Here is a 23,290-nt window from a genome sequence, read left to right as displayed (position 1 = left end):
ATCACCGGGAAACGGTATGGAATCGAAACTCAAACGCCTGCTGACGCCGCCCTTCATCATCTTGGCCGCATTCCTTTTGTGGTTCTGGGAATGGTTGTGGGAGCCGCTGGAAAGCATCATGGCAAAAATCGGCCAGTGGCCGGTGCTGCGTCTGGCCGAAGCGTGGATTTCGCGCGCCCCGCGCTATCTGGCGCTGGTTTGCTTCGTAATTCCCGGCGCCGTACTCCTGCCCTTCAAGCTCCTCGGTCTTTATTTCCTGGGGCACGGGGCGCCGCTGCTGGGCGTTGGTACCTTTCTCGCCGCCAAAGTCGTCGGGACGGCGCTGGTGGCGCGAATTTTTGCGCTGACCAAGCCGCAGTTGATGGAAATCGGCTGGTTCGCCCGTACCTATGCCGTGGTCGTGCGCTTCAAGAACTACGTGTTTGAAACCCTGCACCAGCACCCCGTCTATCAGCAGACACGCGCTTTCCTGATGGTGCTTCGGCGGGGTGTTCGCAGCGGACTGTTGGCCCATTCGCTGCGGCGCTGGAAGGCAGTGTATCGCCTGTCCCGACGTCGCGGACGCCTGACCTGTTTTTAGGGCACCTCGGCCAATTACACAAGGCGGCGGGTTGTCGGGCAAAATGCCGGCATGAAGATTCTCATCGTCGAAGACGAAGCGAAGACTGGCGATTACCTCAAGCAGGGGCTGTCCGAAGCCGGTTTCACGGCCGACCTCGTGCGCAACGGGCTCGATGGCATGCACGAGGGGCTGGCCGGCGAGTACGACCTGCTGATCCTCGACGTCAATCTGCCGGGGCTGGATGGCTGGCAGGTGCTGAAAACCTTGCGGGCGGCCGGACGCGATTTGCCGGTTTTGTTTTTGACGGCGCGCGATCAGGTCGAGGACCGGGTCAAGGGGCTGGAACTGGGCGCCGACGACTACCTGGTCAAGCCTTTCGCCTTTTCCGAACTGCTCGCCCGCGTGCGCACGCTGCTGCGTCGGGGCCGGGCCCGCGACGCCGAGAACCTGAAGCTGGCCGACCTCGAACTCGATGTGCTCAAGCGCCGGGCGACCCGGGCCGGCCAGCGCATCGACCTGACGGCCAAGGAGTTCGCGCTGCTCGAGCTCTTCCTGCGTCGGCAGGGCGAGGTGCTGGCGCGCAGCTTCATCGCCTCGCAGGTCTGGGACATGAATTTCGATTCTGACACCAATGTCGTCGAGGTGGCCATCCGTCGGCTGCGCGCCAAGGTCGATGACGACTTTTCGCCCAAACTGATCCACACCCTGCGCGGCATGGGTTACGTCATGGAAATCCGCTGATCGTGACGGGCTGGCGGCATTCGATTGCGCTGCGTCTGTCGCTGGCCTTCGCGCTGCTGGCGACGGTGGTTTTTGCGGCGCTCGGCGTCTATTTCAGTCGCGCCGCCGATGCCCACATGGCCGAACTCGATGCCCACGACCTGTTCGGCAAGCTGGCGCTGATCGGCCATGTCGGCACGCAGGAAAAAACGGCCGAGGCCTTTGCCGTGCGCCTCGGTGACGCCCTGATCGGTGAGCATGGGGTGATTGTTACGGTCAACCGGGAAAAAGGGCCAATTTTCAAATGGCCGACCCCCGAGCTGGCCGAGCCGCTGGCCGCCGCCAAGGTCGCGTTGGGCCGGACGCCGATCCGGCTGGTGCTCGGCGATGCCGAGTACCGCGTCATCGCCGCCGACATGGAAACCGCCTGGGGCGAAACGGCGCACGTCGTCGTCGCCCGCGACATTCGTCACCACACTGATTTTCTTGATCAACTGCAGCACGATTTCCGCTTCGCCATTCTGGCTGCCGCACTGCTCACCGCCATGGTCGGCGCGCTGGTTGTGCGCCGCGGCCTGCACCCGGTACGGGCCATCGCCCGCGCCGCCGGCCGCATTTCGGCCGGGCAACTGGCCGAGCGCATCCCGGAGCAGGACGTGCCGCCGGAACTGGCCGAACTGGTGATTGCATTCAACGCCATGCTCGGCCGGCTTGAAGAGTCGTTCGGGCGGCTGTCGGATTTCTCGGCCGACCTCGCCCACGAGCTACGCACGCCGATCCACAGCCTGCGCATGCAGACCGAGGTGTCGCTGAGCAAGGCGCGCCATGTCGACGAATACCGCGATCTGCTGGCCTCGAATCTCGAGGAATACGAACGTCTGGCGCGAATCATCGCCGACATGCTGTTGCTGGCCAAGGCCGACCACGGCCTGCTCGTGCCGCAGACCGAGCCGCTGGCGCTGCGCCCGTTGTGCGAACGGCTGATCGAGTACTACGGGCTGCTCGCCGAGAACGTCAGTCTGCAACTGGTCGGCGACGACATCACGGTGCATGGCGACCGCCTGATGCTCGAGCGGGCCATCGGCAACGTGCTGGTCAATGCCATTCATCACACGCCGGCCGGCGGTTCGATTGTCGTCAAGGTCGGGGCCGTCGATGGCATGGCGGAACTATCCATTGCCAACACCGGGAAGCCGATACCGGCCGAGGCGCTGCACCGGGTCTTCGACCGCTTTGTCCGGCTCGATTCGGGTTCCGAGGGCACCGGACTCGGCCTGGCCATCGCCCGTTCCATCGTGCTTGCCCATGGCGGCGAGATCGCCGTGCGCGCAGGCGATCAGGTCACCGAGTTTTACCTGCGTCTGCCGCATGGGGGCGGCGCGCGCTGATACTTGCTGGTCATGTCGCGCCAGTTTCCGCATACTGGCCGCCTGACGAACGCGAGGAGCCCCCCCATGGAAATCGACATGCCACCGCTGGAAGTCGAAACCGCCGCCCAGCCCGAGTACGCGGTGATCTGGCTGCACGGCCTGGGTGCCGACGGTTCGGATTTCGTGCCGGTCGTCCCCGAACTCGGTCTGGCCGCTTCGCCGGCCGTGCGTTTCATCTTCCCGCACGCGCCCTACATGGCGGTCACCTGCAATGGCGGCTACGTGATGCGCGCCTGGTACGACATCATTTCGCTCGACAGCACCAGCCGGCGCATCGACGAGGCGGGGATCATCGCTTCCCGCGATGCCGTGCGGCTGCTGATCGAACGTGAAAAAAGCCGGGGAATTCCGGTTGACCGTATCTTTCTCGCCGGCTTCTCGCAGGGCGGGGCGGTGGCCTACACGACGGCGCTGACCCATCCGGAAAAGCTGGCCGGGATCATCGCCCTGTCGACCTATATTCCATCGCCGGCGCTGCTGACTGAAGACTCAGCCGATGCCAATCGCGCGATTTCCATATTTGCCGCCCACGGCACGGCCGACGATGTCGTCTCGCCAACACTTGGCCTGGCTGCCCGGGATTTGCTGATCGAGCGCGGCTACAAAATCGAATGGCACGAATACTCGATGCCGCATTCAGTCTGTCTGGAAGAAATCTGGGCCATCGGCCAGTGGCTCGCCGAGCAAATGCGCCAGCCGGCCTGAACCAGCGCGCGCCGCTTACTGGCTGTTGCTGCTCTTCGGCTTTTCCGTGTCGGTGATCGAATGCTCTTCCTCGTGCGCGGCATGGAGCAGCCAGATCAGATCGCTGCCCTGCACCGGCATCGGGACCATCTGGTTCCAGCTCCAGCGAAACACCGGGCCATAGGGCACGTAGCGCGCCAGCACGTCGCCCTGTTCGGTGACGCCAAAAAATGGCAGGGGCGAGGTGATGAGCGTCTTCAGTTTTTCGTTGGTCATGATGCGCTTCCTTTCGGAGAACGGATTTTCTGCTGCGTGGCTGCTTACTTTTTCATTCTAGGCTCAAGGCATCCAGAATTTTGAACTCTCCGTCACGGCGACCTTGGCGTCGGCCACATCCGTCACGCTGAAGGTGATCGGCGCCGCACCCGACGGCGTGGCCCCCGGCTCGGCACTGACAATGGCCGTCTGGGTGCCGATCTCGCCGCCGGGAACGGTGATTTCGCTGTCGCTTGCCAGGCGCACACCGTCGATGCCGCCGATGCTGATCCTGAATTTGCGCGTCTGGTCACCGGTATTCATGATCTGCAGGCGATAGGCGTTTTCGATCGAACCATCGCCGGCTTCCCGCGACAGCACATTGCGATCCTTCAGGACATTGACCTTGAGCGGGATGCGCGTCGCCAGCGACCAGGCCATGGCCGTGGTCAGGGCGACGAGGATCGCCGTGTAGATGATGACCCGTGGCCGGGCTGCGCGGCGAATGATTTCGGTCGTCGTGTAGCGCATGGTGACGGCGTTTTCCGTCGAATAACGGATCAGGCCGCGCGGGTATTCCATCTTGTCCATTACCTGATCGCAGGCATCGATGCAGGCCGCGCAGCCGATGCACTCGTTCTGCAGACCGTTGCGGATGTCAATGCCGGTCGGGCAGACCTGGACGCAAATGCCGCAATCGACGCAGTCACCCAGCCCGAGTGCCTTCGGATCGGCCCCCTTGGCGCGGGGGCCGCGTGCATCGCCGCGCGCCGTGTCGTAGGCGATGATCAGCGTGTCGGGGTCGAACATGACGAACTGGAAGCGGGCGTAAGGGCAGATCTGCCGGCACATCTGGTCGCGCAGGAAACCGGCGTTGCCATAGGTGGCGATAGCATAGAAGACGACCCAGAAGGCAGACCAGGCACCAGGCGACAGCGTGACCAGGTCATTGACCAGATCGCGGATCGGCATGAAATAGCCGACAAAGGTAATCCCGGTCCATAGCGAAAAGAGCAGCCACGTCGCGTGCTTGGCGCTCTTGAGTGCCAGTTTGCGGGCCGACCAGGGCGCCGCATCGAGCTTGATGCGTTGCGGCCGTTCGCCCTCGATCATCTTCTCGAACCACAGGAAAATCTCGGTATAGACCGTCTGCGGGCAGGTATAGCCGCACCACAATCGCCCGGCCACGGCCGTAAACAGGAAGAGCGTGAAGGCGCCGAGGATCATCAGCAGGACGAGATAAATCGTGTCCTGCGGCCAGAGGACGAGGTCGAAGAAATAGAACTTGCGCGTGTCGATGTCGAACAACACCGCCTGCCGACCATGCCAGGGCAGCCAGCACAGACCGTAGAAAACGATCTGGGTCAACCAGACGAAGACCCAGCGCCAGCGGGTGTAAGGGCCGCTGATCGAACGCGGGTACACCTTGGCATCCGGATCAACGACAGGCTTTATTTCAATGATTTTGCGGGGGGAAGGCTTGGCCATTTTTTTCCGGGCACAACCATGCGAACGTATTGCGCCGCGTGTTGGCATAAGATATAAATATAATGAATCTTTATGCTACCAATCAACGTTACCATAAGCAATATTTTTAATAGATCTTATAGCCTGCCATGCGCCTGAGTACCTTTTCCGATTACAGCCTGCGCGTCCTGATGTATCTCGGCGTGCAGGACGACCGGCTGGTCACCATCGCTGAGATCGCGGCCGTCCACGACATTTCGAAAAGCCACCTCATGAAAGTCGTGCACCAGCTCGGCCTGAATGGCCATATCGAGACCGTTCGCGGCAAGGGTGGGGGCATGCGGCTGGCTCGTCCGCCCCGGGAGATCGTTGTTGGCGACGTGATCCGCCAGTCCGAAAGCGATTTCGCAATGGCCGAGTGCTTTGCCGGGCATTCGGCCTGCCGGATTAGCGGTGGCTGTGGCCTGCCGAGCATTCTCAACGAGGCACTGAGCGCCATGTTCCTCGTGCTTGATGGCTACACGCTGGCGGATTTGTTGCGGGCGCCGCACGGACTCGTTCCGGTGGTCTCTTATATTCTTGGTGATGTGCATCCGGAGTCGGCCCATGACTGAGCGCATTCCCGGCAAGAGCGAGCTCGAGCTGGCCCTCGAACTGGAGCTTTCGGACGAGGATATTCTCGATGCTCTGAGTCATGTTTCGGGCTATCTCGACATCAGCACCGAGGACTTTCGCACCGTCTACCATCTCGCCTGGCGCCACGCGCTAGCCCGCTTGCAGGCGCTGCAGGCGGCGGACAGCAAAGACGGCAGCTCCGAATGAGGTTGGAAAGCAGCTGGCGTGACTACTGGCGCAAGATGCGCGGCACGACACGCGGCAGTCCGCCGCGGGTCAGCAATGAGGAAATGTTCTGGTCGTGGATCGGGGCATTTCTCGGCATCACGGCGCTGGCGGCGGCCGGCCAGTTTCTCGTCGCCGGCAGCGATCTCTTGTTGCTGATCGGATCTTTCGGCGCCTCGGCGGTTCTGGTTTATGGGGCAGTGCGCAGTCCGCTGGCCCAGCCGCGCAATCTGCTTGGCGGCCACATACTGTCAGCCCTGACTGGCGTGGTCTGCTGGAAACTGTTCCAGCACGTGCCCTGGCTGGTGCCGGGCCTGGCCGTGGCGACGGCGCTTGCCCTCATGCACGCAACGCGTACCCTGCATCCGCCGGGCGGCGCCACGGCGCTGATCGCCGTGATCGGCTCGCCGGAAATTCATAATCTGGGTTTCTGGTACGTTCTGGCGCCGGCGACGCTCGGGCCGCTGATCCTGCTCGTCGTAGCCTTGCTGATCAACAACCTGCCGCGTTCGCGGCGCTATCCGGAAATCTGGTTCTAGAAAAACAGATGGCCGGGCAAGCCGGCCATCATCAGTGCCCGATCAGTGCCGGCTCTGAATTTCCTCAATGTAGCCCAGCATGCCGGTCTGGATGTTGCCGGCGTTGCCTTCGTCTGTGTCGATGTGCATCGCCAGGCGGAAAGCAGGATTAACGCGGACCACGACGTCGCCGAAGATCAACTGGCGTTCGCCTTCGATGCGCACGCGAACGACATAGTTGTCGCGAACATGGAAGCGCATGGCGTCTTCGGGTGTCATGTGGATGTGGCGCTGGGCGCAGACGACGCCGCGTTCGATCACCGAGCTGCCATACGGGCCTTCGAGCGTCACGCCGGGCGTGCCGGCGAGGTCGCCGGACTGGCGGATGGGCGGCTGGATACCGAGCTTGAACTGCTCGGTCATGGCGATCTCGACCTGGGTTTCCTTGCGCGTCGGACCGAGGACGCGGACCTTGGCGATGCGGCCCTTGGGGCCGACCAGATGGACTTGTTCCTCGCAGGCGAACTGGCCGGGCTGCGACAGTTCATGCATGGGCGTCAGCTGGTGGCCGGGGCCGAACAGTTTTTCGACGTCGGCCTGCGAAAGGTGGGCGTGGTGGGCCGAGATTTCGACCGGAATCGGCGCTTCTTCCGGCTTGGCGGCCAGCAGCAGGGCGTTGCGCTCAATGGAGCGCAGCGTTTCCCAGGCAACCAGGCGCTCGTCGTCATTGGCGACGACAAGGATGGTGACCGGCGAATCGTCAGCCGAGATGATGGCGAAATTGTCGACGCTGCCAATGTTGCGGTTCTTTTCCTCGTCGAGCTTGATGCCCATGTAGCCGAGGCCCTGACAGGCCAGGCTGCGCACCGTGGCGCTCGTTTCGCCGACATCGCCGGTGAAGGCCAGTACGTCGATGCCGCCCATGGCTGCGACGTAGGCGCCGATGTTCTTGCGCACCTGGTAGCAGTAGGCCTTGTGGGCGAGTAGGGCGCGGTGGTGGCCGTCGGCAGCGGCGGCCTCGATTTCATGGATGTCGCTCGAAATGCCGGAGATGCCCTTGAGGCCACTTTCACTGTTGATCAGTGTCGATAGCTGCTCGGGCGACATGTGGTGCTTTTCCATGAGGTGGATCATCACCGCCGGGTCGATGCTGCCTGAGCGGCTCGGCATGATCAGACCGTCGCTCGGCGTCATGCCCATCGTCGTGTCGATCGAACGGCCGTGGTCGATGGCGCACAGCGAGGCGCCGATGCCGAGGTGGCAGGAGATGATTTCGAGCTCGCCGAGCGGGCGCTTGAGGACTTCAGCCGACTTCAGCGAGACGTAGCGGTGGGAGGTGCCGTGAAAACCGTAGCGGCGGATGCCATGCTGCTTGTAGAGGTCGTAGGGCAGGCCGTAAAGGTAGGCGTAAGGCGCCAGCGTCTGGTGGAAGGCAGTGTCGAAGACGGCGACCTGCGGCACGTTCGGGAACTGCTTGAGGGCGACGCGGATGCCGGCGACATTGACCGGGTTATGCAGCGGCGCGAAGACTGACAGTTCTTCGATGTCGGCGATGACGGCCGGGGTGATGACGACCGAACTGGAGAACTTGTTGCCGCCATGGACGACGCGATGGCCAATGGCGCTGACGTCTTCCGGGTGGAAGGTGAAGGCCTCGCCGAGCAGGGCGGTTGTATCCCGGATGACATTGAACAGGTCCGAAAGCTTGAATGGGGCGTGGTCGACGGACCTTTGCTGGGTGCCGACCTTGACGGTAATCCGCGTCACCTGCTGATCGGCGTGGTCGATGATGCCGTGCACATCGGCGCCGCTCTCTTCGGTGTTGTAGATGCCGAAATGGATCTGGCTGATGCCGACATTGAGAACGACGACCTTGCCCGGCTCGTTGGTCTGCAGCGACAGTGCGTACGGGTCGCGCGAGCGGACGATGGCATTGGCTTGGGCGGTGACCAGATCGACTGACATGGCCCGGGTGCGCTCGGCGAGCAGGCGGGACAGATAACCGACAGCCTTGGGGTTGGTCAGGATGTGCGTGTTGAAGACATCCTGCGGAATCATCAGCACGAAGCAGCGGTTGCCGGCAATGACGTCGGCGACGATGCGATCACCGGTGAGCAGTGACATGACGCCGAAGACGTCACCGGTGCCTAGCTGGGTGATGACGGCACGGGTGCCGGTGTTGTCGGTCATCGAGATTTCGGCGTGGCCGCTGATCATGATGCCGATGAATCGGCCTTCATCGCCCGTTTCGAGGATGGCTTCATTACCTTCATAAGTCGCCAGGCGGGACTTGATAACGATTTCCTCGACCTTGTCGGCCGGGAAGTTTTCGAACAGACGGACCTGCTCGAGGAAGAAGCGTTTCAGGTCGATTTCACTCATGCTGTTTCTCGCTTTGATCGCGTTATTTTATGCGCCAAAGACTACCATTTTGTTGCGCCGCAGCAAAGTGTGGTTTTCACGGAGGATGAGTGGCGTTTTCCTTGATTTCAGCCCTTGCACTTGCCTTCCGCGGCTGGCCGATCGGCGATCAACGGGCGCAGGGCCGGTTCCATCTCTTTCATGATCTGCACCGGCAGGGCCGAGGTGAAGTCGTAGCCGGCCGCCTTTGAGCCGGGAACGAAGGCAGTAACGACGCCGTAGAAACGCTCGCCGATGTAGAAGGCGAAGGTCGCCGCACGGTTCATGACCTTGGCGCTACGCACCCCGCCGTCGGCGCCGATGACCTTGGAACGGTGGTCTCCGGTGCCGGTCTTGCCGCCCATGGCCAGCGGCTTTTCCTCGTTGTCGCGGTAGGTGTCCTTGATACGCCGGGCCGTGCCGCTATTGACGACGCGGAGCAGGGCGCGGCGGGTAACCTGGGCGACCTCGATCGGCATGACGCGCTGGCCGGCTTCGTTCTGGTGCTGCAGGCGGGTTTCGAACGGCGTATTGGTGGCAAAGCGGAGTTCGTCGATGCGTACCGTCGGCCGGCGGATGCCGTCATTGACCACGATGCCCATCAGCTCGGCGAGGGCGGCCGGGCGGTCGGCTGAACTGCCGATAGCGGTGGCCAGCGAAGGCACCAGATGCTCGAAGGGGTAACCCAGGCGGCGCCACTCTTCGGCAATGCGCTCGAAAGCGGCGACTTCGACGACGATGTCGATGCGCACCTGCTGGGCATGCTTGAAGCGCGGGGCGAACAGCCATTTCGAGGCGTCGCGGCGGGCTTCAACGCTGGCCGGGACGATGTCCTTGAGCGTCGCTTTCGGATCGCTCTGCAGGTGGCGAACCAGCCACAGTTCGAGCGGATGGACGCGGGCCAGATAGCCCTGGTCGGCCAGGTTGTACTGGCGCGTGGCGTGGGCGTCGAACAGGCGGCGCAGGCCGCCGTCGGTGCCGGCCCGGTCGCCAAGCTGCTTGCGCATGAAGGCGGCAAAGCTCTCGAAATCGCTCTTCGGCAGGACACTCAGGTAGGCGGCAGCCTGCGGGACGGGGCGCGAGGGGACCGAGTCGCTGAGCACTTCGAGGCGATCGGCCGGGGCCACGTCGCGGTACTTGTGCCAGTAGGTGCGCAGGAAACCCAGGCCTTCGCGTTCAGCGAAGCGGTTGAGGAAGGCCTGCCGGGTATCGTCGTCATCCTTGTCGCGCAGGCCGCGGGCCGGGGCGTCGGCCGCCTCGTAGGCGTGGTAGTGGACGACGTCGTGCATGATGCGCACGAAAGAGAGATTGACCGACTGTTCGAGCGCTTCGGCGACACTCGGCACCTTGCCGTCGTCTTCGTGCTTGAAATTGCCGAAACGGTGGATGCCGCCGCCGGTGAAGAAGGTTTCGCCGGGGCTGGCCGAATAACGGCGCTCCATGGCCGCTTCGAGCAGTGCTTCAAGCGTCGTTTCGGGCTTGGTGCGCAGGATGTCGATGGCCCAGTTGCTCAGGCGGTCGGCCGGATGCTGCTTGAGCTTGGCCAGCTCTTCCGGTGGCGTCTGGCTGTAGCGTTTGTGCAGGTCGGCAACGACCAGCAGGTAGGAAACCAGGGTCCGGAACTTGGCGCTGGAGCCGAGATCGAGCTTGGTGCCGGCGTTGATGTCGAGCGGCTGGTCGAGGTTGTCGGCCTGGATACGCAGCACGTTGGCGGTCGGCGTACGCTCGTAGAGGGTCAGGCTGTAATTGACCTGTTTGGGGTCGCCCCTGGCCAGCAGCCGGGTTTCCTTGAGGCCGGCGCAGGCCAGGAAGGCAGGGTCGGCCAGACGGTTGAGGATGCGCGTCACGGCCTGCTGGCTCGGTCCGTCGAGCGTGCTGTGCACGGTCAGGTCGTAGCGGTCGAGGGCATAGAGATTCTCGACGTTGAGCAGATCGCCCAGCGTGCCGCGGATTTCGTTGACTGCCTTGCGTTCGACGAAGGAGACCTCTTCGGCTGGCCGGGCCTGACGAGCCGGGCTGATCTGGACGAGCAGGGCGGCTTCGCGCAGGTCGGCGGGGATCAGCTGATCGTCGGCGAGCAGGCGGATATAGCTGTCGGTGAGCGTGTTGAGGCGCCCGGTGGTGTCGCCGAGCAGGCCGGACGGCCGGCGCTGGGCGACAAACAGGGACAGCGCCTGCTTGAAGGCCTTGGCGCGTTGCGTCAGATCAGCCTTGGGGTCAGCCAGGAGTTGGTTGATCTGGCCGAAATCCTGGCCGTACCAGGCCCACAGGCCGTCGCCCAGGCCATTGACCTCGCCGTAGCCGGGGATGCCGCCGAGCGGCACGGAGTTGACGAAATCGAGCACGATGCGGCGGCGGGCCGGCAGATTTTCTTCGCCGTCCTGGTAGGCGCGCAGGGCGGCCGAGATCATCTGGTGATACTTGTCCTTGCTGTCATGCGTGCGACCGCCGGGCGAGTGGCGGAATTTCTCGATCTGTGTGGCCAGCGTGCTGCCGCCGGCTCGTCCGCCGCCAAGGCCGACCTGCCGTGCGGCCTGGCCGGCCGCGACGCGGGTCAGCCGACCCCAATCGACGGCCGGGTTGTGTTTTGGCGAATTGGCGTCGAGCAGATCGCGGTTTTCGATAAACAACAGCGCCTCGACCAGCACCGGCGGAATGGCCTCGAAATCGGCGTACTGCACGCGCGGGTACTGGCTGTCGTAGAGCGATTGGTCGTTGCGGTCAAGGATGGTCAGGCCGGCCCTGGATTTCTCCCGGTAAATGGGGAAATGACCGCGTTCGACAATGCTACGGAAGCCTTCGGATTGGCGGGCCTGGGCGGCAACGGTGAACCCGGCACTGGCCAGGCGCGGCAGGAAGGTGTTGAGCTGGGCATAGCCCAGGCGCTGCTCGTAGGGGCCCGTGCCGGGTAGCCAGATGTCCTTGTCGGCGCCGGGTTCAATGGTCCAGGTCGAGGTTTTCGCCCGTTCGGCGAAGTGGCTGGCCTGGATGAAGGACTCTTGCAACTCCACCCAGGCAGCGCCGGCCAGGGCGGCGCCGACGACGATGAGGCCAAGGATAAGTTGGAATTTCCAGCGTGGCGGGTGGGGCTGGAGCAGGTAGCTTTGTTGCGGGTCGAGGCGGGCCATGAGTCTGGGGGCTGGAGCTTTATGAATCTGTCGGGCGGAAACCCTGCCCGACGCGGTGCTTTGGTATTTGGAGATACGGTGCAATCGTAACCCGTTTGAGTGATCGCGCAATAAGTGTCTCAGGGTAAATCTTTGCTTATTCTAAAATGCCTTGTGCATTCTCGTCGTCGGTGACCGGGCCTTCGCCGCTTCAGTCAATCGCACATGCTCGTAAAGGCCTTGAAACGGAGGCCGAGGCATTTCAATTTTGGTCGTTTTTCCCAGTTGACCGTGGCAATCGAGTCTTTTTGCCGAAAACCGGCGCTCCGCGCGGCATCCCCTAGCGCAACTGGCCGGTGGCATCCCGGCGCATGCTCGATGCCGGATTCCATGTACGAAGAGCACGGGCATTTGCTTTATGAATGTGCTGTTAGGCGCAGTATATTGCGCGTAAATAAATTATTTTTAATTAGAGCGCAATATAGTGCGCGTAACAGATTTGTTATTATGTGATACTGTGCGTCAGAAGATGCGCGTAGTATGGTTATTTGTTTGTTACGCGCGTAATCATGCGCGTTATGGGGAGTTGACATGCAGACCAGCCACACGCTAGCCGAACTCGAAGCGGTATTGGGCGAGCAGGTTAAAAAGCTCCGGCTCAGCCGAAACATTGATCAGACCCTGCTGGCCGAACGCGCCGGGATCAGTCGTCGGGCGCTGCAGAATCTGGAGGCGGGGACGGGCTCCAGTACCGCCAGCCTGCTCTCCGTGGTGCGGGCGCTCGGTCGGGAAGATTGGCTGACGCTCCTCGCGCCGACCACCACGATCAATCCGCTCAACATGGTTCGCGCCCGTCGTGAACGGCTGCGGGCAACCTCAGTCCGCGCCAAATCGTCGCCGGAAAAATAAGGCGAAGACACCATGGCCACTCCTCCCAAGCCCCGTCGTCCCCGCGCTGCGCCGTATAAACACGTCGACCGGGTCGAAGTCCATCTGTGGGGCCAGTTGATGGGCGCCGTCGCCCTCGATCCGGCCTACGGCTTCTACGCCTTTGCCTACGACCCGAAGTTCATCGCCAAAGGGATTGAACCCTCGCCCCTGCGCATGCCGCTGCGCGAAGAGCCCTACATCTTTACCGATCTGCCACGCGAAACCTACAAGGCGCTGCCGGCGCTGCTTAGCGATGCCCTGCCGGACGACTTCGGCAACGCCCTGATCAACAAATACATGGCCGACCGCGGTATCCCGGCCAGCCAGGTTTCTGAAATCGACCGGCTGGCCTACATGGGCAACCGCGCGATGGGGGCCATGGTGTTCAAGCCGGGGCGCGGACCGATCCGCCAGAAGCCGACGCCCATCGAACTCAGCGATCTGGTCAGCGAAGCGCGCAAGGCCGTTACCGGCACGATTGAAGACGACGAACAGACCGATGCCGCCCTGCGCAGCATCATCGACGTCGGCACCTCGGCCGGCGGCGCGCGCGCCAAGGCCGTCATCGCCTGGAACCGGACGACCAACGAAGTGCGCTCCGGGCAGTTCGAAGCCGGCGATGGCTTCGAACACTGGCTGCTCAAGTTCGACGGCATCGGCAAAGACCTCGAACTCGGCGCCTCGGGCGGTTACGGTCGCATCGAGCAGGCCTATTACCTGATGGCCAGGGCGGCCGGCATCGAGATGATGGAATGCCGGCTGCTCGAAGAAAACGGCCGGGCGCACTTCATGACGCGCCGTTTCGACCGGGAAGACGGCGCCGTCCGCCACCACATGCAAACCCTGTGCGCCATGGACCACCTGGACTACAAGAAAAAGGGCACCAACGCCTACTCGCAACTGTTCCTGGTCATGGACAAACTCGGGCTGCCCTACGAGCAGAAGGAAGAGGCGTTCCGGCGCATGGCCTTCAACGTCATGGCGCGCAACTGCGACGATCACACCAAGAACATCTCATTCCGCCTAAAAGCCAACGAAACCTGGGCCCTGTCCCCCGCCTACGACATTACCTTCGCCCACAACCCGGCCGGTGAATGGACCAACCAGCACCTCATGTCGGTCAACGGAAAGTTCAAGAACTTTAGCGAAGCCGACCTGCTGGCCGAAGCCGACCGGTTCAAGATCGGCACCGCGCCGCGGGTGATCAGGAAGGTCAGGGAGGCGATCAAAAACTGGCCCGAGTTTGCGCGGGAAACCGGGGTGCCTGCTCCGGAGATTGGGAAGATTGGAGAGCAGCACTTACTGCTGGCCTAGATTTAATTCGAGCCTGATATCTCTGATTAATGACGTGTGATAATTATGGTTGGGCACAGGGATGTTGGGACGCATGGATACTCGAATCGACGGAAAGCTGAAGACTTGGAACGACGAGAAGGGCTTCGGCTTCATAACCCCGACTAATGGGGGTCAGGATATCTTTGTTCATATTTCAAAATATCCCCGTCAAGGTGGCAAACCGGTTATTGGCGAAGCACTTAGTTTTGAGGTGGCACTCAATACTGATGGCAAGAAGAGCGCTGTCAATGTGCAGCGTCCCGGTCAGGCAAAATCAGCGAAATCTAAGCCGTCTCGCGGTACAGCTGGTTCTGAGGCGAGAGGCAAAGGCTCATTCTTCGGAACCCTGCTTTCAGTCTGCTTCGTTGCTGTGCTGGGTTATATGGGCTATCTAGCGTTGCAGCCAAAGTTGAAAGGTGCGCAGGTGCAGGCCATACAGAGTTCACCAGCCACGATTGCTGGTCGCTTTAGTTGCGATGGCAGGCGTTTTTGCTCTGACATGACCTCCTGCGAGGAAGCTACGTACTTTCTGAGAAACTGCCCGAACACCGAGATGGATGGAGACGGGGACGGTATTCCCTGCGAGTCTCAGTGGTGCACGGGGCCTTTCGCCAAGTAGGCTGCTTGCCTCGATGTCTGAGGTCGAAAGGGGAGCGAAACCTTTCGTTTTCGCCCAATTTTTCCGGTTGACCGTAGCAATCCCATTTTTTACGTAAATCCGCTATCTACACGACCATCCCGGCATCAGCCAATAAAAAACCCGGCGCGAAGCCGGGTTTTGATGGTCTTCAACGGGATCAGCCCTTGACGTGCAGCCCGCATTCCTTGGTCTCCGGATTCTCCCACCACCACCGCCCAGCGCGGACGTCCTCACCCGGCGAGATGGCGCGGGTGCAGGGGGCGCAGCCGATGCTGGGGTAGAACTTGTCGTGCAGGGCGTTGTAGGGCACGTCGTTTTGCTTGATGTAGGCCCAGACTTCCTTTTCGGTCCAGTCCGACAGCGGGTTGAATTTTTCCAGGCCGTTGCCTTCGTCGTATTCGCGAAAGGGCAGGCCGGTGCGCGTGGTGGCTTGCTGGGCGCGCAGGCCGGTGACCCAGGCGCGTTTGCCGGCCAAGGCGCGCTTGAGCGGCTCGACCTTGCGGGCGTGGCAGCAGGCTTTGCGCAGCGTGACGGAGTCGTAGAAGCCGTTGATGCCGTGATTGCGGACGAAGGCTTCGACTTCTTCGGCTTGCGGGAAGTAGATTTTCAGCTTGAGGCCGTAATGTTTGCGCAGGGCGTCCATCAGGTCGTAGGTTTCGAGCGGCAGGCGGCCGGTGTCGAGGCTGAAGATTTCAATCGGCAGCTTGGCCTTGACGATGAGGTCGGTCAGCACCATGTCTTCGGCGCCGAGGCTGTTGGCGAAGGCGGCGGTCGACCAGTTGGCGGCAATGTCGGCGAGCAGGGCTTGCACGGCCTTGGTCTTGGTGGCGACGCTGGCGGTCAGTTCGGGGGTGATGTTGAGCAGGCTTGGGGACATGGATGTTCCTAGGCGCGACGGCGGAATTGGGGTTGCGGCTGGGTGGTCGAGGCCTGGTAAGCGTCGCTGAAGGTGCTGAAGCCGGCTTCGATGGCGTACACGGCGTTCTTGCCGTCCTTCAGCGCATAGGTGTCGAAGCCGACGCGCTGCATGTAGAAAAGCTGGTCGTGCAGCACGTCACCGACGGCGCGCACTTCGCCTTGGTAGTTGTAGCGCTGGCGGAGCAGACTGGCCGTCGAGTAGCCGCGGCCATCGACGAATTTCGGGAAATTGACGGCGATGACGATGAAATAGTCGAGATCGGCTGCAATGTCTTCGACGCGCTCATCCGGCTGAATGAGCAGGCCGATGCGCTTGTGGCAGGAGATGATTTCGGCCTTGCGCGCTTGCCAGACGGCGAGCGGGAAAATGACGTCGCCGGCCGGCAGGGCAACCGTTTCCGGCGTTTCGCCTTCAGCGATTTCGAGCGTATTCCAAGTGTCGACCGTAGCCGTCCCGTGCTTGATCAGTTGCGCCATTATGCGGCCTCCTTTTGTGCTGCCTTGGCCTTGCCGTGGGCGCGGCCTTCGTAAACGCGGTTCTTGAACGGGTCGATGCCGATGCGATCGAAGGTGTCGAGGAAACGCTCGTCGGGGTGACGGCTCTCGATATAAACCTTGATGATCTTGTCGACGACATCCGGCATTTCATCGGCCGCGAACGACGGGCCGATGACCTTGCCAAGCTTGGCATCGTTGCCCTGACGGCCGCCCAGCGTGACCTGATAGAACTCCGAATCGTTCTTGTCGACGCCGAGCACGCCGATGTGGCCGACGTGGTGGTGGCCGCAGGCGTTCATGCAACCGGAGATGTTGAGGTCGATCTCGCCGATGTCGAACAGGTAGTCGAGATCGTCGAAGCGGGCCTGAATGGCGGTGGCGATGGGGATGGACTTGGCGTTGGCCAGATCGCAGAAATCGCCGCCCGGGCAGCAAATGATGCCGGTCAACAGGCCGATGTTTGGCGTCGCCAGCCCGGCGGCTTTGGCCTTTTGCCAGACTTCATAGAGGTCGGCCAGCTTGACGTCGGCCAGGATGATGTTCTGCTCGTGGCTGATGCGCAGTTCGCCGAAGCTGTACTGGTCGGCCAGATCGGCGACGACGGCCATCTGCTCGGAAGTGATGTCGCCCGGCGCAACGCCGTGCTTTTTGAGCGACAGCGTGACGGCGGTGTAGCCCGGCACCTTGTGCGGGTGAGTGCTACGGTCAACCCAGTTTTTGAACGATTTTTCAAATGCCAGTTTTTCGGCCAAGCCGGCATCGTCGGCGCTCAGCTTTTCGTAGGCCGGCGCGCTGAAATGAGCAGCAACGCGGTCGAATTCGGCTTGCGTGAGGGTGGCCGGGCCATCCTTGCCGTGCGCCCATTCTTCTTCGACCAACTGGGCGAAGGCTTCGACGCCGAGCGCCTGGACGAGAATCTTGATGCGCGCCTTGTAGGCGTTGTCGCGGCGGCCCTGACGGTTATAAACACGCAGGATGGCTTCGCAATAGGTCAGGATGTGCTGCCAGGGCAGGAATTCGCGGACGATCTGGCCGCGGATTGGCGTCCGGCCGAGGCCGCCACCGACGATGACGCGGAAGCCCGTTTCGCCATTCTGTTCCTGCAATTGCAGGCCGATGTCGTGGAACCACGTCACGGCGCGGTCTTCCTTCGTGCCGGAAATGGCGATCTTGAACTTGCGCGGCAGGAAGGCGAATTCCGGGTGGAAGGTCGTCCATTGACGGAGGATTTCGGCCAGCGGGCGCGGGTCGATCACTTCGTCGGCAGCAACCCCGGCGAACTGGTCGGTGGTGATGTTGCGCAGGCAGTTGCCCGAGGTCTGGATGGCGTGCATCTCGACTTCGGCCAGTTCGGCCAGCATCTCCGGCACGTCCTCGATCTTCGGCCAGTTGAGCTGCAGATTGTGGCGCGTCGTGAAGTGGCCGTAGCCGCGGTCGTACTTGCTGGCGACCTGGCCGAGCCGGCGCAACTGAGCTGAATTCAGCATGCCGTAAGGCACGGCAATGCGGAACATCGGCGCGTGGCGCTGGATGTACAGGCCGTTCTGCAGACGCAGCGGGCGGAATTCGTCGTCGCTCAGCTCGCCGGCTTTCCAGCGGCGAACCTGATCGCGGAACTGATCGACGCGCTCGTTAATGAGCTGGCGGTCGATGGCATTGTATTTGTACATGAAACGTCCTTGGGCTAAACGTCAGGCAAAGACCAGCTTGGTGCCGATCAGCACCAGCATGGCGGCCAGAAGGCGGCGCAGGATGTGCTCCGGCACCTTGGCAGAAACTTGTGTACCCAGCCAGATACCGGGCAGCGAACCGAGCAGCAGCGCACCGAGCAGCGGCCAGTCGACGCCGCCGAGCATCCAGTGGCCGAGGCCGGCAACCAGCGTCAGCGGCACGGCATGGGCGACATCCGATCCGACAATGCGGACCGGAGAAAGTTTTGGGTAGAGGAAAAACAGCGCAGCAACGCCGAGCGCGCCGGCGCCGACCGAGGAAATGGTGACCAGCACGCCGAGAATGGCGCCGACGGTAATCGTGATCTTGCCCAGATGGCGCTGGCGCAATGGCGAGTCATCGTGCTTGCCGGCGTACTCGCGCAGCTTGCGGCCGAAGAGGATGGCAACGGCGGTCAGCATCAGGGCAAAACCGAGGCCGTGCGAAATGATCTGGCCGATGACATTGCTGCCCTTCGGCAGCTGCGACAGGATATAGACCGTAATCGCGGCAGCCGGGATGCTGCCGAGCGCCAGCCGGCCGGTGACGGCCCAGTCGATATGGCCTTTCCTGCCGTGCGCCACCGTACCGCCGGCCTTGGTCATCGCCGCGTAAAGCAGATCGGTACCAACGGCCGTGGCCGGGGGGACGCCAAACAGCAGCACGAGCAGCGGCGTCATCAGCGAGCCGCCGCCGACGCCAGTCAGCCCGACAATGGCGCCGACGGCAAAGCCGGAAAGGGTGTAGAGATAATCCATGACGGCCATGTTAACAGCGGCCAATTGAATCAAAAAGAATATTGAGTTAGATTGTTATATCGATAAGTTATTAAGTGCGCCATGAAACTTCAGCAGCTACGCTACATCGTCGAAATTCAGCGTCAGGGATTGAATGTCTCCGAGGCCGCTGAATCGCTCTACACCTCGCAGCCCGGTATCTCCAAGCAGGTCAAGCTGCTCGAGGACGAACTCGGCATCGCCATCTTCGAGCGCAGCGGCAAGCGTTTCACCGGCGTCACCGAGCCGGGCAAGGCGGTCCTGACCATCGCCGAACGCATCCTAGGCGAGGCGGAAAACCTCAAGCGGGCGAGCAGCGAGTTCGCCACGGGAAGTTCCGGCCGGCTGGTGCTCGCCGCGACGCACACCCAGGCGCGTTATGCGCTGCCGGTGGTGGTCCGCGATTTCATGACACAGCACCCGGACGTCAAACTCGAAATGCACCAGGGCAGCCCGATCCAGATCGCCGAATGGGTGGTTTCCGGCGAGGCGGATATTGGCATCGCCACCGAGTCGCTTGACCTGTATCCGCAGCTGATCACGCTGCCGGTGCGCCAATGGACGCATTGCGTGATCGCGCCGGAAGGCCACCCCATCCTTAAATCGCAGCCGCTGTCGCTCAGCGAACTGGCGAAATGGCCGCTCATTACCTACGACACCGCGTTCACCGGCCGTTCGCGCATCAACCGCGCTTTCGAGCGCATCGGGGCGCAGCCGAATGTGGCGCTGACTGCCCTCGATGCCGACGTGATCAAGACCTACGTCAGCCTTGGGCTAGGGCTAGGCATCATTTCAGCGCTCGCCTTCGACCCCCAGCGCGATATCGGCCTGGTGGCGCTTGATGCCGCCCATCTGTTCGAGTCCAACACCACCCGTCTCGCCCTGCGCCGTGGCACCTATCTGCGGCGCTACGACTACGACCTGATTTCGCTATTTGCCCCGCATCTGTCGAAACATGTAGTCGAAATGGCCATGCAGGGCGGCGGCGACGAATATCAGTTGTAGGCTTTGGCCGGCTGCATGCGCGGCGCCGTGTCGCGCAGGATGAGGGAAGGCGCCGAAAATGGCGCCAGCCGTTCAAGAAAATCGAGCAGTTCAAGCACCGGCGAATTGCGGAAGAACGTGACGCTTGGCGTTTCGATCCACAGGCGGTCGGCGTAAGCGTGCAGTTCATGCGGCTTGTCGCCGAAACCATCGCCATCAAGGTCGAATCCCTCGTAGGTATCCCAGGTGTTGCCCCACCAGGTATCGTTCATCGGATCGCCGTCGCCGATGATGGTGACCGGCCACAGATTGCTGCGGAAGGTGTTGTTGATGGCAATGTGGCCGCCCTTGGCGCCGTAGAAATAGATGCCCGTGATGTTGTGGGCGATCACGTTGTTGATGAAAACGATGCGGTTGATCGCATCCATCGGTGAATCGGCCATGATGCCGTGGGCGCAGTGCACGATTTCGTTGTCGACAATCAGCGCCGCCGAAGTTTCCTTGAGCGCGATGCCGGCGCCGGAGGCATCCATGGCGTGCAGAATGCGGTTGCCACGGATGATCAGGCCGTTCGAGTTGAGGGCAATGATCCCGGTCGAGTTCTTTTCGAGAATGTTACGGTCAACCAGACTTCTGTGCGAAAACAGAAAATTGAAAGCGCGCCGGCTGTCGCGGATGGTGTTGCCGGTGTAGCGATTGTGCGGCGAATTGCTCACCGTGATGTCGCGAATCTGCGCGATGTCGTTGTTCTCAATGCGATTGCCCGTGCTGTACCAGAGACGCAGGCCGTCGCCACGGTCGGCGGAATCGACCGGGCGCGAGCGGATGCGGTTGTGGCGCACGACGCTGTCGGTCGTCCGGTGCAGCGAAATGCCGAACAGCACATCCTCGATCACGTTGTTCTCGATGAGCAGCCCGCTGCCTTCGGTCACCATGATGGCGCCGTCGATGGCGTCATGCGAATCGCCGCTGGCGCGCAGGGTCAAGCCACGGATCGTCACGCGGTCGGCCTTGATGGTCAGCACCGTGCCCTTGCCGCCGCCGTCGATGATCACCTTGCCGTTGCCTTCCAGTGTCAGCGGTTTGTTGATGCTGGCCGGGCCGCGGTAGGTGCCGGGCGGCAGGCGCAGGACGGTGCCCGGCAGCGCGGTATCGATCCAGGCTTGCAGGGATTGGTCGGCGCGGGCCGGCAGCAGCAGGCTCAGGCAGAGGGCGGCGAAGAAAAGACGAATGGCCATTGCAGCGGATTTAGCCACCGCCGGCGAATTACGGCCTCAACCTGCATCAAGTTTTCAGGCGAATGTCAGCCGGCCAGGCTTATTCCCAGTATTCTGTCACTTCACTGGCCCAGGCCGTGGCGGCGAGCAGGGCGCGGTTGACCGTTTCCGGGGCGACGCCGGCTTCCAGCGCCGTGCTTCTCATGCGTGGCAGATCGAAGTCTTCACTCGCTTCAGCCACCGCCAGCAGCGGGGCATAGGGGCCGCTGCGTTCAAGCAGGGCGTTCCTGATGTCATCGGCCAGCAGCATGTCGTTGAGCGTTTCGGCCAGCGGCCGATGCAGCAATTCGCCGAGGCAGGAAAAAATTCCGGTCAGGAACAGCGGGTCATGCGCGACGCCCGGCATCGACTGCTCGCCGAGCACCTCCATGAGCCGGCCGCGGGTCAGCGCATTCTCGACCACCAGCCAGTCGCCAAAATGTGGGTCGCGCACCGAAAAAAGCAGTACCGAGAGCCAGCGGGTCAGGCGCTGGCGACCAAGAATGACCAGCGCCTGGGCCAGCGAGTCGATGCGGTTGCTCAGACCAAGGGCAGGGGAGTTCAGGTAGCGCAGGATGCGGAAACTGAGCAGCGGGTCCTGCTTCATCGCGGCGGCAATCTCGGCCGTCTCGGCATCGCCTTGGACCAGACGCATGATGTTGAGGAGCAGCGCCTTGTGCGGGTCGCCGCTGCTCTCGGCGCGAACACCCGAGTCCGAGCTGGCGAATTTTCCGTGGAAATTGTCGAAATGCCACTGCTGACAGAAGCGCAGGTCGTCGATGGTTTCGACATTGCAGGCCAGCAGCTTCTTGGGGCGTTCTCCCGCACCGGCCCGCACCGCGGCGGAAAAATCACGGGCGGTATCGGCTTCGTTGGCGCCGATATCGATGGCCGCAAAATCAGCCAGTTGAATGACCCTGGCAAAAGCCGTGTTCTTCGGCTGGCGAAAAACGCCGATCAGTAAACCGCGCTCGTGCAACCGGTCAATGGCTTCGCAAACGATGTCCGCTTCGGCGTCGGCCGCCAACTGGATGAGCAACACGATATTTGACGACTTCAGGCGGTCGACCGCGGCCAGGTCGAGGCTGGCGGAACTGAGTGGAATGAAGGCGAGACTGGTATTCCAGGCTTCGGTGCTGGTGTTCAGCGTGTCGAGCAGGATTTCGTCAAAGCCGCGCTGGCGGCCATCATCGGCATCGGCCAGCATCGTCGATTCCTGCAGCGTGAAAATATGGCCGGACAGGCGATTGTTGCGGTCGAAAACGGCTTCGCGGCGAAGAAACTGGGTCGCTACGGCAGTCGTTGGGGCTGCCGAGTCAGGCTGGGGAGCGCTGGCTGGCCCGGTTTTTCCGCTGAACAGTTTTTTCAGGCTGTTGAACACACAGGTCTCCCACAAACAAAAATGCCCACCGCAGGGTGGGCATTCTCGCATCTCGGCGAAGGTTTAGTCGACCTTGGCCTTGCCGCGCAGTTCCTTGACCAGGTTTTCAACCTGTTGCTGGCCGGCGCGTTGCTGCAGTTGCGGCTTGACCTGATCGAACGGCGGCGGGGTCATCGGACGCGAGTCGTCGAGCTGGATGACGTGGTAGCCGAAATCGGACTTGACCGGGGTCTTGGTGTACTCGCCCTTCTTGAGCTTGCCCAGTGCTTCGCCAAACGGCTTGACGTAGGCATTCGGGGAGCTCCAGCCGAGTTCGCCGCCCTTGTCCTTCGAGCCGGGATCCTTGGAAACCTTGGCTAGTTCGGAGAACTTCTCGCCCTTTTCGAGCTTGGCGATGATCGCCTTGGCTTCGTCTTCCTTCTCGACCAGCACGTGGCGGGCCTTGTATTCGGTAGCGCCGAGGTTGGTCTTGATCAATTCGTACTCAGCCTTGAGCTGGGCGTCGCTGATCGGGTTGGCCTTGACGTAGTCGGTCAGATAGGCGCGAATAAGCACGGCCTGCTTGGCGAGTTCGACCTGGCCCTGGATGTTGGCGCTCTTGTCGAGGCCCTTCTTCTTCGCTTCCTGGGCAAGAATTTCGCGACGGACGAGCTCTTCCTTGACGGCATTTTTCAGTTCCGGTGAATCCGGAGCGCCCTGGGCCTTCTGTTCGGCGACGAAAGCGTCATAGACAGCTTGGGAAATCGGCTGGCCATTGACGGTGGCAAATGCCTTGCCCTTCTCGGCAGCAAAAGCCGGGGCAGAAACGATGGCGCCGGCAAGAAGCAGAGCGGCCAGACGGGAGAGCTTGAGCATGTATCTATCCTTGGGTGGAGGGAA

22 protein-coding genes are annotated in these 23,290 nt (G+C 62.0%); 11 read left to right on the top strand and 11 right to left on the bottom strand.

Annotated elements, in window-relative coordinates; all coding sequences use genetic code 11:
- Positions 1-16: 16 nt before the first annotated feature.
- The 4 genes from KI613_RS14005 (at position 17) to KI613_RS13990 (ending at position 3,417) form a co-directional block, all read left to right on the top strand.
- Positions 17-580 carry a hypothetical protein gene (locus KI613_RS14005; protein ID WP_226400489.1) on the top strand — a complete coding sequence of 188 codons (564 nt, stop codon included), beginning with the start codon at positions 17-19 and terminating at the stop codon, positions 578-580.
- Positions 581-631: 51 nt separating this feature from the next.
- Positions 632-1,303, top strand: coding sequence for a heavy metal response regulator transcription factor (locus tag KI613_RS14000; RefSeq protein ID WP_226400487.1), 672 nt, complete (start codon positions 632-634; stop codon positions 1,301-1,303).
- Positions 1,304-1,305: 2 nt separating this feature from the next.
- On the top strand, positions 1,306-2,670 hold the full coding sequence (locus KI613_RS13995) for a heavy metal sensor histidine kinase (protein WP_226400485.1): 1,365 nt from the start codon (positions 1,306-1,308) through the stop codon (positions 2,668-2,670).
- A gap of 66 nt (positions 2,671-2,736) precedes the next feature.
- Positions 2,737-3,417, top strand: coding sequence for an alpha/beta hydrolase (locus tag KI613_RS13990; RefSeq protein WP_226400483.1), 681 nt, complete (start codon positions 2,737-2,739; stop codon positions 3,415-3,417).
- Between the two features lie 15 nt (positions 3,418-3,432).
- On the opposite strand, the gene KI613_RS13985 is transcribed toward KI613_RS13990, so the two are convergent.
- Both KI613_RS13985 and ccoG read right to left on the bottom strand, forming a co-directional pair.
- Positions 3,433-3,672 (bottom strand): hypothetical protein, encoded by a 240-nt coding sequence (locus tag KI613_RS13985; RefSeq protein ID WP_226400481.1) that lies wholly within the window; start codon positions 3,670-3,672, stop codon positions 3,433-3,435.
- 63 nt (positions 3,673-3,735) lie between these two features.
- Positions 3,736-5,139, bottom strand: a complete 1,404-nt coding sequence (gene ccoG / locus KI613_RS13980; protein WP_226400479.1) for a cytochrome c oxidase accessory protein CcoG — start codon at positions 5,137-5,139, stop codon at positions 3,736-3,738.
- A gap of 128 nt (positions 5,140-5,267) precedes the next feature.
- Between ccoG and KI613_RS13975 the strand changes: the two genes are divergently transcribed.
- The 3 genes from KI613_RS13975 to KI613_RS13965 are packed head-to-tail and all read left to right on the top strand — an operon-like array spanning position 5,268 to position 6,497.
- Positions 5,268-5,732: an RrF2 family transcriptional regulator gene (locus KI613_RS13975; RefSeq protein WP_226400477.1), complete on the top strand. Its 465-nt coding sequence runs from the start codon at positions 5,268-5,270 to the stop codon at positions 5,730-5,732.
- Positions 5,725-5,940, top strand: coding sequence for a hypothetical protein (locus tag KI613_RS13970; RefSeq protein ID WP_226400475.1), 216 nt, complete (start codon positions 5,725-5,727; stop codon positions 5,938-5,940). Before KI613_RS13975 ends, KI613_RS13970 begins: the two co-directional genes overlap by 8 nt.
- Positions 5,937-6,497: an HPP family protein gene (locus tag KI613_RS13965; RefSeq protein WP_226400473.1), complete on the top strand. Its 561-nt coding sequence runs from the start codon at positions 5,937-5,939 to the stop codon at positions 6,495-6,497. Before KI613_RS13970 ends, KI613_RS13965 begins: the two co-directional genes overlap by 4 nt.
- Before the next feature lie 42 nt (positions 6,498-6,539).
- Here the strand turns inward: KI613_RS13965 and KI613_RS13960 are convergent, their stop codons facing one another.
- Positions 6,540-8,858, bottom strand: a complete 2,319-nt coding sequence (locus tag KI613_RS13960) for an acetate/propionate family kinase (protein ID WP_226400471.1) — start codon at positions 8,856-8,858, stop codon at positions 6,540-6,542.
- A gap of 107 nt (positions 8,859-8,965) precedes the next feature.
- Positions 8,966-12,004, bottom strand: a complete 3,039-nt coding sequence (locus KI613_RS13955) for a transglycosylase domain-containing protein (RefSeq protein ID WP_226400469.1) — start codon at positions 12,002-12,004, stop codon at positions 8,966-8,968.
- Positions 12,005-12,574: 570 nt separating this feature from the next.
- Here KI613_RS13955 and KI613_RS13950 point away from each other — a divergent pair.
- The 3 genes from KI613_RS13950 (at position 12,575) to KI613_RS13940 (ending at position 14,867) form a co-directional block, all read left to right on the top strand.
- Complete coding sequence (locus tag KI613_RS13950) at positions 12,575-12,892, top strand: helix-turn-helix domain-containing protein (RefSeq protein ID WP_226400467.1); 318 nt, start codon at positions 12,575-12,577, stop codon at positions 12,890-12,892.
- A gap of 12 nt (positions 12,893-12,904) precedes the next feature.
- Positions 12,905-14,227, top strand: a complete 1,323-nt coding sequence (locus tag KI613_RS13945) for a type II toxin-antitoxin system HipA family toxin (protein WP_226400465.1) — start codon at positions 12,905-12,907, stop codon at positions 14,225-14,227.
- 73 nt (positions 14,228-14,300) lie between these two features.
- Positions 14,301-14,867, top strand: a complete 567-nt coding sequence (locus KI613_RS13940; RefSeq protein ID WP_226400463.1) for a cold shock domain-containing protein — start codon at positions 14,301-14,303, stop codon at positions 14,865-14,867.
- Between the two features lie 178 nt (positions 14,868-15,045).
- Here the strand turns inward: KI613_RS13940 and KI613_RS13935 are convergent, their stop codons facing one another.
- Genes KI613_RS13935 through KI613_RS13920 form a run of 4 tightly spaced genes read right to left on the bottom strand, consistent with a single transcriptional unit; the run spans position 15,046 to position 18,772 of the window.
- On the bottom strand, positions 15,046-15,765 hold the full coding sequence (locus tag KI613_RS13935; protein ID WP_226400461.1) for a phosphoadenylyl-sulfate reductase: 720 nt from the start codon (positions 15,763-15,765) through the stop codon (positions 15,046-15,048).
- Positions 15,766-15,773: 8 nt separating this feature from the next.
- A complete protein-coding gene (locus KI613_RS13930; protein ID WP_226400460.1) occupies positions 15,774-16,283 on the bottom strand; it encodes a DUF934 domain-containing protein in 510 nt (169 codons plus the stop codon).
- Complete coding sequence (locus KI613_RS13925; RefSeq protein WP_226400458.1) at positions 16,283-17,974, bottom strand: nitrite/sulfite reductase; 1,692 nt, start codon at positions 17,972-17,974, stop codon at positions 16,283-16,285. The genes KI613_RS13930 and KI613_RS13925 overlap by 1 nt, the downstream gene beginning before the upstream one ends.
- A gap of 21 nt (positions 17,975-17,995) precedes the next feature.
- On the bottom strand, positions 17,996-18,772 hold the full coding sequence (locus KI613_RS13920; protein ID WP_226405754.1) for a sulfite exporter TauE/SafE family protein: 777 nt from the start codon (positions 18,770-18,772) through the stop codon (positions 17,996-17,998).
- Between the two features lie 81 nt (positions 18,773-18,853).
- Between KI613_RS13920 and KI613_RS13915 the strand changes: the two genes are divergently transcribed.
- Positions 18,854-19,795 (top strand): CysB family HTH-type transcriptional regulator, encoded by a 942-nt coding sequence (locus tag KI613_RS13915; protein ID WP_226400456.1) that lies wholly within the window; start codon positions 18,854-18,856, stop codon positions 19,793-19,795.
- On the opposite strand, the gene nosD is transcribed toward KI613_RS13915, so the two are convergent.
- From nosD to KI613_RS13900, 3 genes are all read right to left on the bottom strand, one after another.
- Positions 19,786-21,012, bottom strand: coding sequence for a nitrous oxide reductase family maturation protein NosD (gene nosD / locus KI613_RS13910; protein WP_226400454.1), 1,227 nt, complete (start codon positions 21,010-21,012; stop codon positions 19,786-19,788). The two genes, KI613_RS13915 and nosD, sit on opposite strands and share 10 nt — an antisense overlap.
- 79 nt (positions 21,013-21,091) lie before the next feature.
- Positions 21,092-22,411 (bottom strand): EAL and HDOD domain-containing protein, encoded by a 1,320-nt coding sequence (locus KI613_RS13905; protein WP_226400452.1) that lies wholly within the window; start codon positions 22,409-22,411, stop codon positions 21,092-21,094.
- A 63-nt stretch (positions 22,412-22,474) separates the two neighbouring features.
- Positions 22,475-23,266 (bottom strand): peptidylprolyl isomerase, encoded by a 792-nt coding sequence (locus KI613_RS13900; RefSeq protein ID WP_226400451.1) that lies wholly within the window; start codon positions 23,264-23,266, stop codon positions 22,475-22,477.
- Positions 23,267-23,290 lie beyond the last annotated feature (24 nt).

Origin of the sequence: Ferribacterium limneticum (assembly GCF_020510585.1) — a bacterium.
Lineage (GTDB): Bacteria > Pseudomonadota > Gammaproteobacteria > Burkholderiales > Rhodocyclaceae > Azonexus.
This window is presented reverse-complemented; position numbering and strand designations above follow the sequence as displayed.